Genomic DNA, 12,673 nt, shown 5'->3' on the forward strand with positions numbered 1-12,673 from the left:
GGGCGGGGCGGAGGAATGCTAGCTCAATCGGATTGGATCGGATTGGATCGCGTCCACCTCACCGCCACCACATTGCGAGGAGAAGCAGATGCCCAGAGCGCTGCTCCTGACCGGCGACGCCGCCGAGGAACTCGACACCATGTATCCCTACTACCGCGTGCAGGAGGGCGGCTGGGACGTCGACGTCGCGTCACGCACGCTACGTGACGTGCAACTGGTCATCCACGAGTTCGACCCCAACTCCGACGCCTACGTGGAGAAGAACGGCAGGAAACTGCCGGTCGACGTGCCCTGGGCCGAGGTCGACGTCGAACGCTACGACGCCCTCATCATCCCCGGCGGACGGGCACCCGAGTGGATCCGGGTCGACGCCGACGTCCGGCGCATCACCGAACACTTCTTCGCCCGCAACCTCCCCGTCGCGCTGGTCTGCCACGGCGCGCAGGTCCCCGCGGTGTACGGGCTGCTCAAGGGTCGCAAGACGGCCTGCTTCCCGCCCATCACCGGTGACATGGAGAACGCGGGCGCGACCGTCATCGACGCGCCCGACGTCGTCGACGGCAACCTCGTCTCCTGCCGGGGATGGCCCGACATGCCGCAGTTCGGCCGGGCGATGATGGAACTCTTCGCGAAGTCCGTCGACTCGCCCGCGGCGTGAGCGCACCCGGCCCGTCCCGATGACGACACCGCGGACGGTCACCGTCGACGGCTCTCCCGTCCACGTCTTCGACAGTGGCGTCGGGCCGGCGGTGCTGATGCTGCACGGCTCCGGACCCGGCACGACCGGGTCCGGAGCCTGGGCGGCGACGGCCCAGGCCCTGGGCCCGTCCTGGCGCGTGCTCGCCCCTGACCAGGCCGGGTTCGGCGGCACCCCCGTCCCGGCGGGCTCCCGGGGTGGACTCCGGCTGTGGACCCGGCAGGCCGCTGGACTGATGGCTGCTCTCGGTATCGAGCACTACGCCGTGGTGGGCCACTCCATGGGCGGGGCCGTGGCGCTGGCCCTGGCGGCCGCGTACCCCCGGCAGGTCACCCGGGTCGTGGCGGTCTCGACGATGGGTGCCCCCGGGGCACCGCTGTCGGCCGACCTCGACGCGCTCTGGGCCGCCCCCGCCGGCCCGGTCGGGGCACGGGACATGCTCAGTCGACTCTTCCTCGACCAGACGCTGGTGACCGACGCGGCCGTCGCCGCCCGCGCGGACGCGATGCGGGCGGGAGCCGCCGCGTACGCGTCGTTGTTCCCGCCGCCCCGCGCGCGCTGGGTCGACGACCTCACCCTCGGGGTGCGGACGCTGGCCGCGATCCGCGCGCCCGTCCTGCTCGTCCACGGTGCCGATGACCGGGTCACCCCGCTCGCGACGGCGACCCGACCCCTGCTCGACCACCTGGCCGACGTGCGTCTGCACGTGTTCGGCCGCTGCGGACACGTGCCGGCGATCGAGCACCCGCACGAGTTCCGGCACCTGCTGTCGTGCTTCCTCAGCCCGGACCGGACGTAACGCGCCGGCCGCCGCGGCAGGTCCCCCGCCCCGGCGGGCAGGTGACGCGGCCCCTGTCGGGTGCCGCCGCGCACAGCCTGAGGTGCCACCGGGATCACCGATGTCGCATCGTCGTGCGCGAACGACCGGCCTCCGGACGCGGCAACAGGGTGCCGGTGTGCCGGTCAGGACGGGCGGCGGGTGAAGGTGTCGAGCCCTTCGAACCGGGTCGGACGCCGCCACTCGGTGCCCCGGTCGTCGACGACACAACCAGCCCGGCGAAGCCGCTCCACGAGTTTCGCCCGGGACGGCTCGCGGCCGTCGAAGTCGATGTAGTTGATCCCGCCGAGATCGGCGATCGGCCGGATCGACCCGGCCCGGACGATGACCGTCCGGTCGGCGAAACCGTACAAGGCGCCTTCGACCCGGCTCGCCGGCCGTCGGCAGCGGACACCGGTGCGGCGGAGTCTCTGTCGGCATCTAGACACCGTCGCCGCCGCACCGGCCGGAAACCACCGTGACCTCGGCCGACACGTCCACCCCCCGTCGCGGCGGGCGCGCGGCCCCGGCCGCGATCGTGGGACAGTTCTCGTCGCTCGGCCGGAACGCTCGGCCGACGACCGAATACCGCAAACGTTCATCGAAATCTGGGGAATCAGAGCATGAGTGCCGACTCGGACTGGGGCGACTTCCTGACCACCGACACGCCGATCGGGGACACCACCCCGACCGAGGCGGTGGTGGCGCTACCGGAACCCTCGGCGTCCATCGTGGAAAGCGAGATCAGCGGCGCGGTCGGCGACCAGGACTGGTCGAACTGGCACGCGGACAGCGGTGACGACTGGGCCGACTCCGCCCAGGACTGGGCCGACTACGCCGTGGAGAACGCCGCCGCCGGCAACATCGACGTCGCTGAGAGCGCCATGGCGCGGGCGGCCGACCACGCCGACATCGCCGAGAACAACTACACGGTCTCCGCCGACTACTCCGACGCCGTCGTGGACCACGTGGAGACCGCAGCCGCCGAGGTCGACTGGGCCACCAGCGGCACCGACACCAGCACCTCCTACGACGCCAGCACGTACGACGCGACCTCCTACGACGCCAGCACGTACGACGCGACCTCCTACGACGCCAGCACGTCGTACGACACCTCCTACGCCGCCGGGGGCTACGACGCCGCCGGGTCCAGTTTCGACACCAGCGTCTCCTACGACGTAGCGGAATGAGCTGGGCTGACACCGGTGGACCCGGAGCCGTGCCGCCGGTCGTCGCGGCCGGGCTGGAGCCCGGCCGGCTGGCGGCCGGCGCGCAACGACGGCTCGGTGCCCCGCCGAGCGTGGCCCGCCAGCAACTGCTGCGCAGTCTCCGTGAACTCGCCTTCGAGCTGAAGACCGAGCAGCTCAGCCTGCTGGAGGCGGTACGCGGCTCCCGCCTCGGTGGCGTCACCCTCTCGCCGACCCAGGTGCCGGTACAGCTGCGCATCACCCTGGAGGCCGACGGCCCAGGGGCACTGGTGGGCGTGCTGCTGGTCGACCGATGGCCGGGCCGGCTGGGGCGGAACTGGGGCGTGACCTCGGTGTACGTCGGTCTCTTCGAGTCCGTGCTGAGCGCCTTCGACGCCGTACTCGGTCGGCTCGACCCGGTGGCGGCCACCTCGTTCAGCCCATGGTGGCGGCAGACGGGCCCGGGTGACGTGGCGATGATGCAGCACGCCGCCGGCCTGGCCAACCGCGCGCAGGCGGCACTGTCCCGGCACGCGGGTCGGCTGCTCGACGGCGACGGGCAGGCGCACCGGCAGGCGGTCGTCACCCGTACCGGCGGCGCGACCTTCACCTTCGAGACGGCCGACGCCGTTGCCGAGGTCCCTGCCAACCTGGCCGACGGCATGCTGATGGTCGGCACGCTGATCGTCAGCCGGCCGGGCGGTATGCCGCCGAAGCTCGTCGGGCAGGTGCAGTCGCTGGTGTTCCGGGTCGAGGAACGCCTCGCGGCGGGCGGGGCCGACCGGATCACCGTCGAGCCGGCGGACGTGCCGGCGGTGACCTTCCTGCACCAGCAGGCCCGGCTACGTGGACTGCTGCCGGTGCGGACCCTGCGCACCTGCACCACCTGCCGGCTGGAGAAGGTCGCCAACCCCGAGATGGAACGCATGCAGGAGCGCACTCGGCGGACCCGGGACCTGGCCAGCAGCATCGGCGGGCTGGTCACGCCCTACGTGCTCGCCGGCCGGCTGGTGCAGCTCAACAACAAGGGTCCCAAGTTCGCCTGCCCCCGCTGCCAGGGGATGGACGCCGACGAGACGGTGGTGACCTACTGCCAGAAGTGCGGTGACCGCCGCGCCGAGACCGCACTGCGCACCTGCCCGAAGTGTCAGTTCGACTTCCGCAGCCTGATCGGCGGGGAGCAGGTCTGGCGGCCCCGGGTTGCCGTACCGGCGCTCCCGGGGCCGCAGCCCACCAGCCACCAGCCACCGGCCGCGCGGCCTGCCACCCCACCGATGGACGCGCCGGGTGTCCCGGCCGAGCCCGGCGTGGCCCGGCCCGTGGTCGGCGTCGCGGCTGCGCCCCCACCGGGCGGCGGCCCTCCACCCGTGGCCGGGGTCACCGTTGCACCCGCCGCCGGGGCGCACGGTCCGGGCCCGTCCGCCGCGCCGCCGTCCTCGGTACGCCCACCCGCCGGGCAGCCGCCACCGGGCTACCGGCCCGACCCGGAGGCGGAGCAGTGGCCCCGGCCGCCGGGTTTTCCGCCCTGAGCCGGACGTGACGCCTGGCGCCCGTCGGCGGCGGTCCGGGCCCGCGGTGTAGCACCGGGCGCCCCGGGCCAGGGGAGCACGGCGCGGCGGCGGCCGAAGCCGCCGGAACGTCGGCGGGCAGGTGATCTGCTGCGGCCAGGCCGCAGGGCGTCAGTTGCCCCTGCCGGTGCCGTCGAGCGGGACTCCCGGCGCAGCGGCGACATCGGGGCTGGCCGCGAGGCCGACGGCGATCCGGTCCGGGAGCGGATAGCCGCGCTCGGCGGGCAGGCGTGCTGCCGCTGCCTGCTCGTCACCCCGGCGCAGCAGGTCCCGGATCTGCTCGACGGCGGGGGTGACGTCCTCGACGGCGACGATCCAGTCGTCGACGTACCGGTGGACGGCCTCGCCGGACAGCCCGACCTGTAGCGACCGGTACGGCAACGCGGTCAGACGCAGCGACCGCTCCGGGTCCCACTGCACCCGGACCGGGCTGGTCTTCACCTGCTGCGCCCAGGTCGCCGCGTCGCCGTGCAGGTCACGGTCGTAGTGGCTCAGGCAGGCGTGTGCCAACGCCCACTCGAAACCCGCCCGGGTGATCTCGATGGACAGCACGCGTTCCTGCCCGGGCTTGGTGGCCCAGCCGCAGCGGTACATCATCCACAGGAACGACGGTTTGATCCACGTCATCCGGTCCCGTTTGAAGGGGGCCACGAAACGTCCGGCGGACACCGCCGGCAGCGCGATCTGCGGCGGGTACGCCTGGTACACGGTGATCGTCGTGGTCGAGTAGCGAGCACGGATCTGACGTACGGGTACGGACATCCGCCGATCCTCGACGATCAGGAACCGACAGGTCCACCGGATTCGCCCCTGCACCGAGCCGCACGATCCACCACGGACCGGGCTGTCGCGTCGACCACCTCCCCGATGGACAGTGTCTGTTGCTCGCACCCGGTGTACTGAAAGTCCGCGTCGGCTGATCGAGGAGGGTACGGATGCGGCGATGGTGGCGAACGCTGAGGTCTGCCGAGCAGGTGGCTGCGCTCGGCGTGCTGGTGACGGCGCTCGGCGCGCTGGTCACGCTGATCGTGGGGGTCGTGGCGGCCATGCCGACCTACCGCACACCCGGCAAGGAGAGCCAGTCGGGTTCCGAGTCGTCGATCGGCCAGACTTCACCGCCGGCTCCGACGCCGTCTCCACCAGGGACGCCGACCCCTGACGCATCGGCCGGACCGGAGACGCCGACTCCACCGCCGACACGGAGCAGTCCACCCCCCACCCGGAAGCCCCCCACGACGGCTCCGACACCGTCCAGGACCCCGTCGGTGCGCTTCGCGATCACGAGTGCGACGGTCGTGCCGAACTGCTCGGACGTCTCCGGCACGGGGGACGAGCCGGCAGCGGGACGAACCGCCGTGATCTTCGTGCGCCCGGCCGGTGTCCAGGGCTACTTCTACGAACAACCGCTCCACTTCCCCACCCCGCACACCTGGCAGGCGAACCGCGTCGTGGTCGGCGACGACAGGTCACCGGGACAGAGCTTCGAACTGCACGTCTACGCCGTCAGCGACGCGTACGCGAAGACGCTCAAGCAGTCCGACGGCAGCCCCTACCTGGTCACGGTGGTGCCCGGCCAGCTGCTCACCTGGACCGCCGTGACACGCAACGACAAGCCCGGCAACTGCTGAGCGCGCCGTGCGCCACCTTCCCCGGCACCCCTGCCGCGTCCGCCCTCAACGACCCTCACCCGGATGGCGGCTGCGCGTCAGGAGGTAGCCGGCGTAGGCGGCCAACGCCACGGCCGCCACCGTCGCCGTCGGACCGACCAGCGTGCGGGCGCTCTCGCGGGAACCCATCGCGGCCCCCGAGGAACGGTCGGCCAGCAGCGACCAGCGGGACCGCCACGCCAGGGCCGACCCGACCGAGAGTGCCGACCCGATGGACAGGACCGATCCGGCGGAGCCGACGCTGCCGACGGAGGCGATCGAGCCGACGCTGCCGATGGACAGCACCGAGCCCCGCGACCCGATCGACAGCACCGAGTCGGTGGACCACAACGACAGCCGCGACGATCCGGTAGAGGTCATGGGAGTATTGTCCCGCACCCCGGTCGCACCCGAGGACCGTTCGGGCCCGTCCCCGGTCGGCACGCGGGGAGACCGCGTGCTGCTAGGCGTCCGGTCGCGGCACCCACCAGTCACCCAGTGACTGATGCAGGACCAACAGCACGGCACCGATCAGAACCGACGCGAGGGCGCCGACGCCGAAGCCGAGCACGCCCCGGTCCCGTGGGTACGTCGGGCTCCGCGTGGTCACCGCCGCCGCGGACCTCGACCACGGGTGGTCCCGGGCCATCCAGAACAGCAGTCCGAGGCCGTACGGGGCGAGGCAGATCAGCCAGAACCAGAACCACCGGGTGCCCCGGACCGGAGCCGGGCCGGCGGCGACGACGACGAGCGCGACGACTGCGACGAGGAGGCCGGTCCCGCTGACGACGGTCATCGATGAGTGGACGCCACCGGCGCGGTGTTCGAGCCCGGCGACCCGCAGCTGCTGCGCGATACCGACGGCACCGGGTCCCGAGTAGCTCTCCTGCTCGACGGTCCCGGTGGTGCTCACCTGTCCGAACCGGTCGGTGTTCGTCCAGTGCACCCGCCCGTCGGGTGTTCTCCACGCGAACAGCGGCCCGGAGGTGCCGGAGCCCCACAGGGTGGCGGAGCCGAACCAGGGTGGCGAACGGTCCACCTGCCACCGGTCACCCCACTGGTACGCGACCACCCGGCCCGCGACCGCGTCCGCCCTGGCCCGGTCGTAGCCCTGCTGGCGCGGAGCGGTCCACCACGTCGTCGCCGCCCCGAGCAGCCACAGCAGGACCAGGGCGATCCGTAACGCTCCCCACCACCGGCCGGACGACACGCCGGGCACACCCTGACTCATGGGCGCAGTGTCCCAGCCCCGCGCCAGTTGCGGGAGTCGATGCGTGGTGCGGTCAGCGGGTGATGCGTAGGGTGGCGATCAGGTCCTCGTGGAGCTCGAACCAGACGTGGTGCACGAGTCGACCTGCACGCCGGTGATCCACGCCGGATCGTCGCCGGCCCGGGTGAGCGCCCGGGTGACCCGGTCGTGGTAGCCGGCGAAGCAGGCCAGGCACGCGGTCAGGTGTCGTTCGAGGTCGCGGAGTTCGTCGGCGAGGCCGGCGAGGTGACGTAGCGTCCCGGTGGCCTCGCCCGGTCGCAGCTGCCAGGCGGTGAAGACCTGGGTCGCCCGGCCGTTGAGGGTCAGGAAGAGTTCGTGGGTGTCGGCGACGGTGCCGTGGGCGCGGACACGGTCGAGTTCGGCGCGCAGTTGCGCCTCGTTGCGCCGGCGTCCCGCCGTGGTGAGCGACCATCCGGCCTGCTCGGCGAAGGACGATCTGCCGACCCAGCCGTACGGGCCGCACCCGGCGGAAATCCTCCACCGAGCTCCGGTTCAGCTACCCCGAGATCGCCGGCATCGTCGGCCGCACCCCGGCCGCGTGTCGGCAACTCGCCTCCTCGGCCCGGCGTCGCGTCCGTGAGCAACGCCGTACGCCGGTGCGCCCGGCCGAGCACGCCGCGGCCGTGCGGGCGTTCCGGACCGCCTGGCAGACCGGCGACCTCGCCGCTCTGGTCGGCGTGCTCGACCCGGACGCCACCGCGATCACCGACGGTGGTGGCCTCGTCTCCGCATCTCTGGTGCCGCTGCACGGGCCGCAGGCCATCGCCGGCTTCCTGCTGAGCGTGTGGAACCGGCAACCCGACCTGGTCGTCGACGAGGAACTCGTCAACGGCGAGCCGGGCCTGGTCGCCACCGACCGGCAGGGCCACATCCTGGCCGTGCTTGCCCTCCCCGCGACCGGCCCGGGCCGGATCAGTCACGTGTGGGTGGTCCGTAACCCTGGGAAGCTCGAAGGGTGGCGGCGCGGTCCCACCGGTCGGAGCCGCTGACCGCCGCCCCCGTCGGCGCGGCGGCGGGGGGCGTCGACATCACGTCTGCGGCCCCCGACCGTCGCCCGCGCCGACCGGGACGTGAGCAAAGGCGACCGGGACGTGACCGAAGGTGGCCGGGGCGTGCCCGGCGGCGGCCGGTGGAGGCCCGCACGAGCGGCCGGCCCGTCCGCGTTCGCCGTCAGGGTTCGCCGTCAGGCCGGCTCGGGCACGCCGCCCGGCTCGCCGTCGTCGGGCATCGGCTCGACCGGTGCCTCCGGCAGCTCACCGGGCGTATCGGGGAGAAGCTCGCCGGCGTCGTCCGGCACCGGCTCACCGGGGTCCAGGGGTGGGTAGACGTCGGGGTCGAGGTCTGGATTTGTCATCGGGCAATTATCCGCCATGGTCGCATCGGGCACCCACTTGCCTCGGCCCACCCTTCATGGTCGCCCCGGTCCGCCTTCGGCGGGGACGACGGCGGCGCGGGCGGACGGCCGGTGACCGGAGGAGATCCCGGGCCAGCTCAGCCGATGCCGTCGACCGCGGCCCGGAGCGCGTTGATCGACGGATCCCAGCTGAAGTTCAGCACCGGAAGGCCGGCGGCGGCGGCGTTGCTGTCGCCACCCAGGACCACCGCCCGCGGCTTACCGGTCCCCTGGGGGACTATGAGGTACCAGCTACCTTTCACGTTCGCGATGAACACCTCGTCTACCTCCTGGTCCGGCGGGTTCGGGTTGGCGACGTCTCCGACGTGGTTCTCGAAGTCCACCGTCGCGGAGAAGTTCGTCGGGCTTGCGGTGTTCAGCCAGAGACTCGTGTGCACGTGCGGTCCGACACCATGGTCACTGCCGTTCGCCGAGGAGCCGGAGTACGCGATCGGCTGGCCTCGTGACACACGTTGACCGACGGAGACGGTGATCGTCGACAGGTGCAGGTGCCGGCTGTAGTTGCCGTCGTCGTGGGCCATTCCCACGACGCGCCCGGTCCCGGTGGCGGTGTCGGTCTTCACGAAGCGGATCGTGCCGTTCGCCGCGGCCATGACGGGAGTGCCGGTGCCGACCGCGTAGTCGGTGCCCGGCTCACCCGAGGGCGGCGTCCGGTTGCGGTGGTCCTGCCAGGAGCTGGAAATCCGGACGTTTCCGCACGGTCGCAGGTAGCCGCCAGCAGCCCGGGCGGAGTCGGGCAGCAGTGCGAAGGCGGCCGACAGCCCGGATGCCGCCAACGCGGCCCCCGTGATGAAGCCCCGCCTCGACAGCCCCCGCAGATAGGCGACGCCACCGAGATCCTCGGGCCGCGGAGCGCCGGCCCCGGCGCTCCGCGGCGGGTCAGGGTGCGGCTCACCACTGAGGATCATCAATGTAACCTAAGGTCATCTCCGTTGCGGGGCAAGGGATTCACCCCGATCGTTTCGGAGCGTCGATGACCTTCCGGCGAGCACACCCGGCGTCTTCGGGCCTGCGTGACGGCACTCAACCGGGACGGGTCGCCGTGATACCTCCGTCGACGGCGATCTCCGCGCCGTGGATGTAGCCGGCCTGCTCCGAGAGCAGCCACGCCACCGCGTCGGCGGTCTCGTCGGGGGTCCCGGGTCGTCCGGCGGGGGTGCCGGCGGTCATCCGGGTGATCACGTCGCCGTCGCCGGCGTTGATCGGGGTACGCGTCGCCCCGGGGGAGACGGCGTTGACCCGTACCCCGTGGGGACCGAACTCCGCGGCCCAACTGCGGGCGAGTTGGATCTCCGCGGCCTTGGTCGCCGAGTACAGCCCGACGAAGGGGTGCCCGACGTGGGCCATCCACGAGCCGATGACCACGATCGCGCCATGGCCGCGTGCCGCCATCGCCGGAGCCAGGGCGGCGGTCAGGACGTGCGGGGCGCGGACGTTGACCGCGAGCGTGGCCTCCAGGTCGGTGTCGGTGAGGCGTACGGTGTCGACGGCCGGGCACAGCGCGGCGTTGTGGACCAGCGCGTCCAGGTGCCCACCGGCGGCCTCGGTGGCGGCGCGGGCGAAGTCCCGCAGCGCTCCGGGCGGGCCGGTCAGGTCGGAGGCGACGAACACGGCGTGTCCGCCGGTGCCCTCGATGTCGGCGACGACGGCGGCACCGCGGGTCCGATCGCGGCCGGTGACGACGACGCGCCATCCCCGCGCCGCCAGTATCCGGGCGGTGGCGGCACCGATGCCGCTGGTGGAGCCGGTGATCAGGACGGTGCGGATCCGCCCGGCAGGGGTCTCGGGGTGTGTCATGGTCACCATCCCAGGGCAGGCACGCGGCCCGCACCAGGGCGCGTGCTGCCTGGTCACCGCATGACCAGGCGCGCGCCGAGGTCCGCTCCTACACTGGGTGGGTGCCTGCCGACCGCACTGCCCTGGGGGCGTTCCTACGGTCTCGGCGGGACCGCCTGACCCCCGCCCAGGCCGGCATCGAGGCATTCCCCGGCCCACGGCGGGTGCCGGGTCTACGCAAGGAGGAACTCGCCGTGCTCGCCGGGCTGAGCCCGGACCACTACAGCCGCCTGGAACAGGGACGCCAGCACGTCGTCACCGACGAGGTGGTGCAGGCGCTGTCGCGGGCGCTGCAGCTCGACGAGATCGAACGTGCCCACCTGCGGGATCTGGCCGCGCCGACCTCGCGGCGGCGGTGGGCGGGGCCGGAGGTCGCGCAGCGACCCGACCCGGGGATGCTGCGCCTGATGGGAGCACTGAGCCACGTCCCGGTGCTGCTGCTGGGACGCCGTACGCAGGTGCTGGCGCGCAACGGGCTGTTGAGCGCGGTGCTGGGGTCCGCCGCCGAACCGGGGTCGTCGTTCGCGCGGTGGCTGTTCCTGGACCCCGACGCGCGGGTGCGGATCGTCAACTGGGCCGACTTCGCCGCCGCCGCGGTCGGAGCGCTGCGCTACGAGGTGGGACGCCACCCCGACGACCGGCGACTCGTCGAGCTGGTGCAGGAGCTGCGGGACGGCGATCCCGACGTGGCGCAGTGGTGGGACGACCAGCGGGTCACCTTCCGTACCTCGCTGACCAAGCAACTGGTCCACCCGACGGCCGGACCGCTCAGCTTCGGCATCGAATCCGTCGTCGGGCCGCACGATCCCGAGCAACGGCTGGTCGTCTACACCGTCGAACCCGACTCACCCACGGCGCGGGTGCTGCCCCTGCTGGCCAGCTGGACAACCGAGCCGCAGGCGGCACCCGGTGCGGGCCGATCCACCACCTGAACGAGCCGCCGGCTGATCGGCACAGGCGTCGCAACCGGACCAGCTCCCGCGCGGAGATGCGCTCCGGCAGGCCGGCCAGCGGCCACTGGTCGATCGCCCTGCCGGTCGCCGTCTCGTCCCGAACCGTCACCGTGGCCATTGCGCCGTGCTCCTTGCCTTGGGTGAGCGGCATCATGGCACGACGGTCCGACGGGACCGTCCGGTCAGCCCGCCGGGCAGCGCTGTCGCCGCGCGCAGCAGCGTGCCGGCAGCCGGGTACCGCGGCGTACGCCCGGGGGGGGCGATCTCGACGCGTGACACGACCAGCGCCACCACCGACACTCACCCTGCTCGGCGCGAGGACGGCCCGTTCGGGGCGGTCACGCAGGCCGGCGGTAGGTGGAACCAGCGCAGCGCCTCCACGCCGGCCGGCAGGCCGGTGGGTCCCTCGTCGACGTGGTCCCCACGCCCGGCCAGGATCTCGCGTGCCTCGTGCAGGTGACCGGCCAGGGCGTCCTCACCGGCCCACCGCCGCGGCGGGACCGGCTGGTCGTCGCCGGTGAACAGGCCGCCCAGCTCGGCCAGGCGCAGCGACTGCCCCGGGCCCCGGTGGTGGTGCCACAGACCGCTGCGGGCATCGAAGTGGTAGTCGGGCAGCAGGCGGTGCCCCAGGCGGGCGACCAGGTCGACCGCGTCGATCAGATGGTCGGCGACCAGGTCGGAGACGAAGTAGCCGAAGCTGATCCGGGTCCACCCGGGCTTGATCCCCTCCCAGCCCAGGGCGATCTGCTCCCGGAACGCCCGGGAGCGCTCCTCGTCGATGCCCAGCAGGCGGTGCCCGTAGGGGCCCGCGCAGGAGCACCCCCCACGGGCCTGGATGCCGAACAGGTCGTTGAGCAGCGCGACGACGAAGTTGTGGTGCAGATGGCGGCTGCCGTGGCGGATCTGCACCGACACGATGGGCAGCCGCCGCGCCCGGGGATTGCCCAGGACCACGATCCCCGGATTGGCCGACCAGCGGCCCAGCGCCCGCGACCACAGCCGCTCCTCGCGGGCCTGGATGACGTCGGCGCCGACGGACTGCTTGAGGGCGAACACCAGGCCCGCCCGGATCGACTCGACGATCGCCGGAGTGCCGCCCTCCTCGCGGGCCACCGGATCGTCGAGGTACCGGTGCCCGGCGGGGTCGACGAACGCCACGGTGCCCCCACCGGGGACCACCGGGACCCGGTTGCGCATCAGATCCCGCCGCACCACCAGGAACACCGGGGGTCTGCGGGCCGCCGACGAACTTGTGCGGGGACAGGAAGACCGCGTCCTTGCCGTC

Annotated in this window: 15 protein-coding genes; 7 read left to right on the forward strand and 8 right to left on the reverse strand. The window is 72.8% G+C overall.

Translation table 11 applies throughout. The features are described 5' to 3' along the window. Positions 1 to 88: 88 nt before the first annotated feature. Entirely contained in the window at positions 89 to 658 is a 570-nt protein-coding gene (locus ACQP2H_RS11945) for a DJ-1/PfpI family protein (RefSeq protein WP_208570275.1), read from the forward strand. A 19-nt stretch (positions 659 to 677) separates the two neighbouring features. Further along, positions 678 to 1,496 carry an alpha/beta fold hydrolase gene (locus ACQP2H_RS11950; RefSeq protein WP_219460376.1) on the forward strand — a complete coding sequence of 273 codons (819 nt, stop codon included), beginning with the start codon at positions 678 to 680 and terminating at the stop codon, positions 1,494 to 1,496. Between the two features lie 164 nt (positions 1,497 to 1,660). On the opposite strand, the gene ACQP2H_RS11955 is transcribed toward ACQP2H_RS11950, so the two are convergent. Continuing rightward, complete coding sequence (locus ACQP2H_RS11955) at positions 1,661 to 1,888, reverse strand: hypothetical protein (protein ID WP_433232736.1); 228 nt, start codon at positions 1,886 to 1,888, stop codon at positions 1,661 to 1,663. Between the two features lie 249 nt (positions 1,889 to 2,137). Here ACQP2H_RS11955 and ACQP2H_RS11960 point away from each other — a divergent pair, with 249 nt between their 5' ends. Together ACQP2H_RS11960 and ACQP2H_RS11965 are read left to right on the forward strand one after the other, a co-directional pair. Further along, positions 2,138 to 2,704 (forward strand): hypothetical protein, encoded by a 567-nt coding sequence (locus ACQP2H_RS11960; RefSeq protein ID WP_433232739.1) that lies wholly within the window; start codon positions 2,138 to 2,140, stop codon positions 2,702 to 2,704. After that, on the forward strand, positions 2,701 to 4,230 hold the full coding sequence (locus ACQP2H_RS11965; RefSeq protein ID WP_433232742.1) for a hypothetical protein: 1,530 nt from the start codon (positions 2,701 to 2,703) through the stop codon (positions 4,228 to 4,230). Before ACQP2H_RS11960 ends, ACQP2H_RS11965 begins: the two co-directional genes overlap by 4 nt. A gap of 150 nt (positions 4,231 to 4,380) precedes the next feature. On the opposite strand, the gene ACQP2H_RS11970 is transcribed toward ACQP2H_RS11965, so the two are convergent. Further along, on the reverse strand, positions 4,381 to 5,031 hold the full coding sequence (locus ACQP2H_RS11970) for a DUF4291 domain-containing protein (protein WP_363822209.1): 651 nt from the start codon (positions 5,029 to 5,031) through the stop codon (positions 4,381 to 4,383). Between the two features lie 503 nt (positions 5,032 to 5,534). On the opposite strand from ACQP2H_RS11970, the gene ACQP2H_RS11975 reads away from it, so the two are divergent. Beyond that, positions 5,535 to 5,897 (forward strand): hypothetical protein, encoded by a 363-nt coding sequence (locus ACQP2H_RS11975; protein WP_357537273.1) that lies wholly within the window; start codon positions 5,535 to 5,537, stop codon positions 5,895 to 5,897. Between the two features lie 45 nt (positions 5,898 to 5,942). Here ACQP2H_RS11975 and ACQP2H_RS11980 read toward each other — a convergent pair whose 3' ends face one another. Then, positions 5,943 to 6,296, reverse strand: a complete 354-nt coding sequence (locus ACQP2H_RS11980) for a hypothetical protein (RefSeq protein WP_357537271.1) — start codon at positions 6,294 to 6,296, stop codon at positions 5,943 to 5,945. Between the two features lie 82 nt (positions 6,297 to 6,378). Further along, the gene (locus ACQP2H_RS11985) at positions 6,379 to 7,146 is read right to left on the reverse strand and encodes a hypothetical protein (protein WP_433232745.1); all 768 of its coding nucleotides are present in this window, start codon (positions 7,144 to 7,146) and stop codon (positions 6,379 to 6,381) included. Between the two features lie 662 nt (positions 7,147 to 7,808). Here ACQP2H_RS11985 and ACQP2H_RS11990 point away from each other — a divergent pair. Further along, positions 7,809 to 8,174, forward strand: a complete 366-nt coding sequence (locus ACQP2H_RS11990) for a nuclear transport factor 2 family protein (protein ID WP_357537265.1) — start codon at positions 7,809 to 7,811, stop codon at positions 8,172 to 8,174. A gap of 194 nt (positions 8,175 to 8,368) precedes the next feature. Here ACQP2H_RS11990 and ACQP2H_RS11995 read toward each other — a convergent pair whose 3' ends face one another. The 3 genes from ACQP2H_RS11995 to ACQP2H_RS12005 form a co-directional block, all read right to left on the reverse strand. Beyond that, positions 8,369 to 8,539, reverse strand: coding sequence for a hypothetical protein (locus ACQP2H_RS11995; RefSeq protein ID WP_208570549.1), 171 nt, complete (start codon positions 8,537 to 8,539; stop codon positions 8,369 to 8,371). Between the two features lie 137 nt (positions 8,540 to 8,676). After that, entirely contained in the window at positions 8,677 to 9,507 is an 831-nt protein-coding gene (locus ACQP2H_RS12000) for a M23 family metallopeptidase (RefSeq protein ID WP_357537263.1), read from the reverse strand. 115 nt (positions 9,508 to 9,622) lie between these two features. Continuing rightward, the gene (locus ACQP2H_RS12005) at positions 9,623 to 10,396 is read right to left on the reverse strand and encodes an SDR family NAD(P)-dependent oxidoreductase (RefSeq protein ID WP_357537261.1); all 774 of its coding nucleotides are present in this window, start codon (positions 10,394 to 10,396) and stop codon (positions 9,623 to 9,625) included. Between the two features lie 101 nt (positions 10,397 to 10,497). Between ACQP2H_RS12005 and ACQP2H_RS12010 the strand changes: the two genes are divergently transcribed. Further along, the gene (locus tag ACQP2H_RS12010; RefSeq protein ID WP_433232750.1) at positions 10,498 to 11,367 is read left to right on the forward strand and encodes a helix-turn-helix transcriptional regulator; all 870 of its coding nucleotides are present in this window, start codon (positions 10,498 to 10,500) and stop codon (positions 11,365 to 11,367) included. 321 nt (positions 11,368 to 11,688) lie between these two features. Here the strand turns inward: ACQP2H_RS12010 and ACQP2H_RS12015 are convergent, their stop codons facing one another. Continuing rightward, positions 11,689 to 12,612: an aminotransferase class V-fold PLP-dependent enzyme gene (locus tag ACQP2H_RS12015; protein ID WP_433232753.1), complete on the reverse strand. Its 924-nt coding sequence runs from the start codon at positions 12,610 to 12,612 to the stop codon at positions 11,689 to 11,691. Positions 12,613 to 12,673: the final 61 nt, after the last annotated feature.

Source organism: Micromonospora sp. CA-248260 (genome assembly GCF_050942205.1).
GTDB classification, from domain to species: Bacteria; Actinomycetota; Actinomycetes; order Mycobacteriales; family Micromonosporaceae; genus Micromonospora; species Micromonospora antibiotica.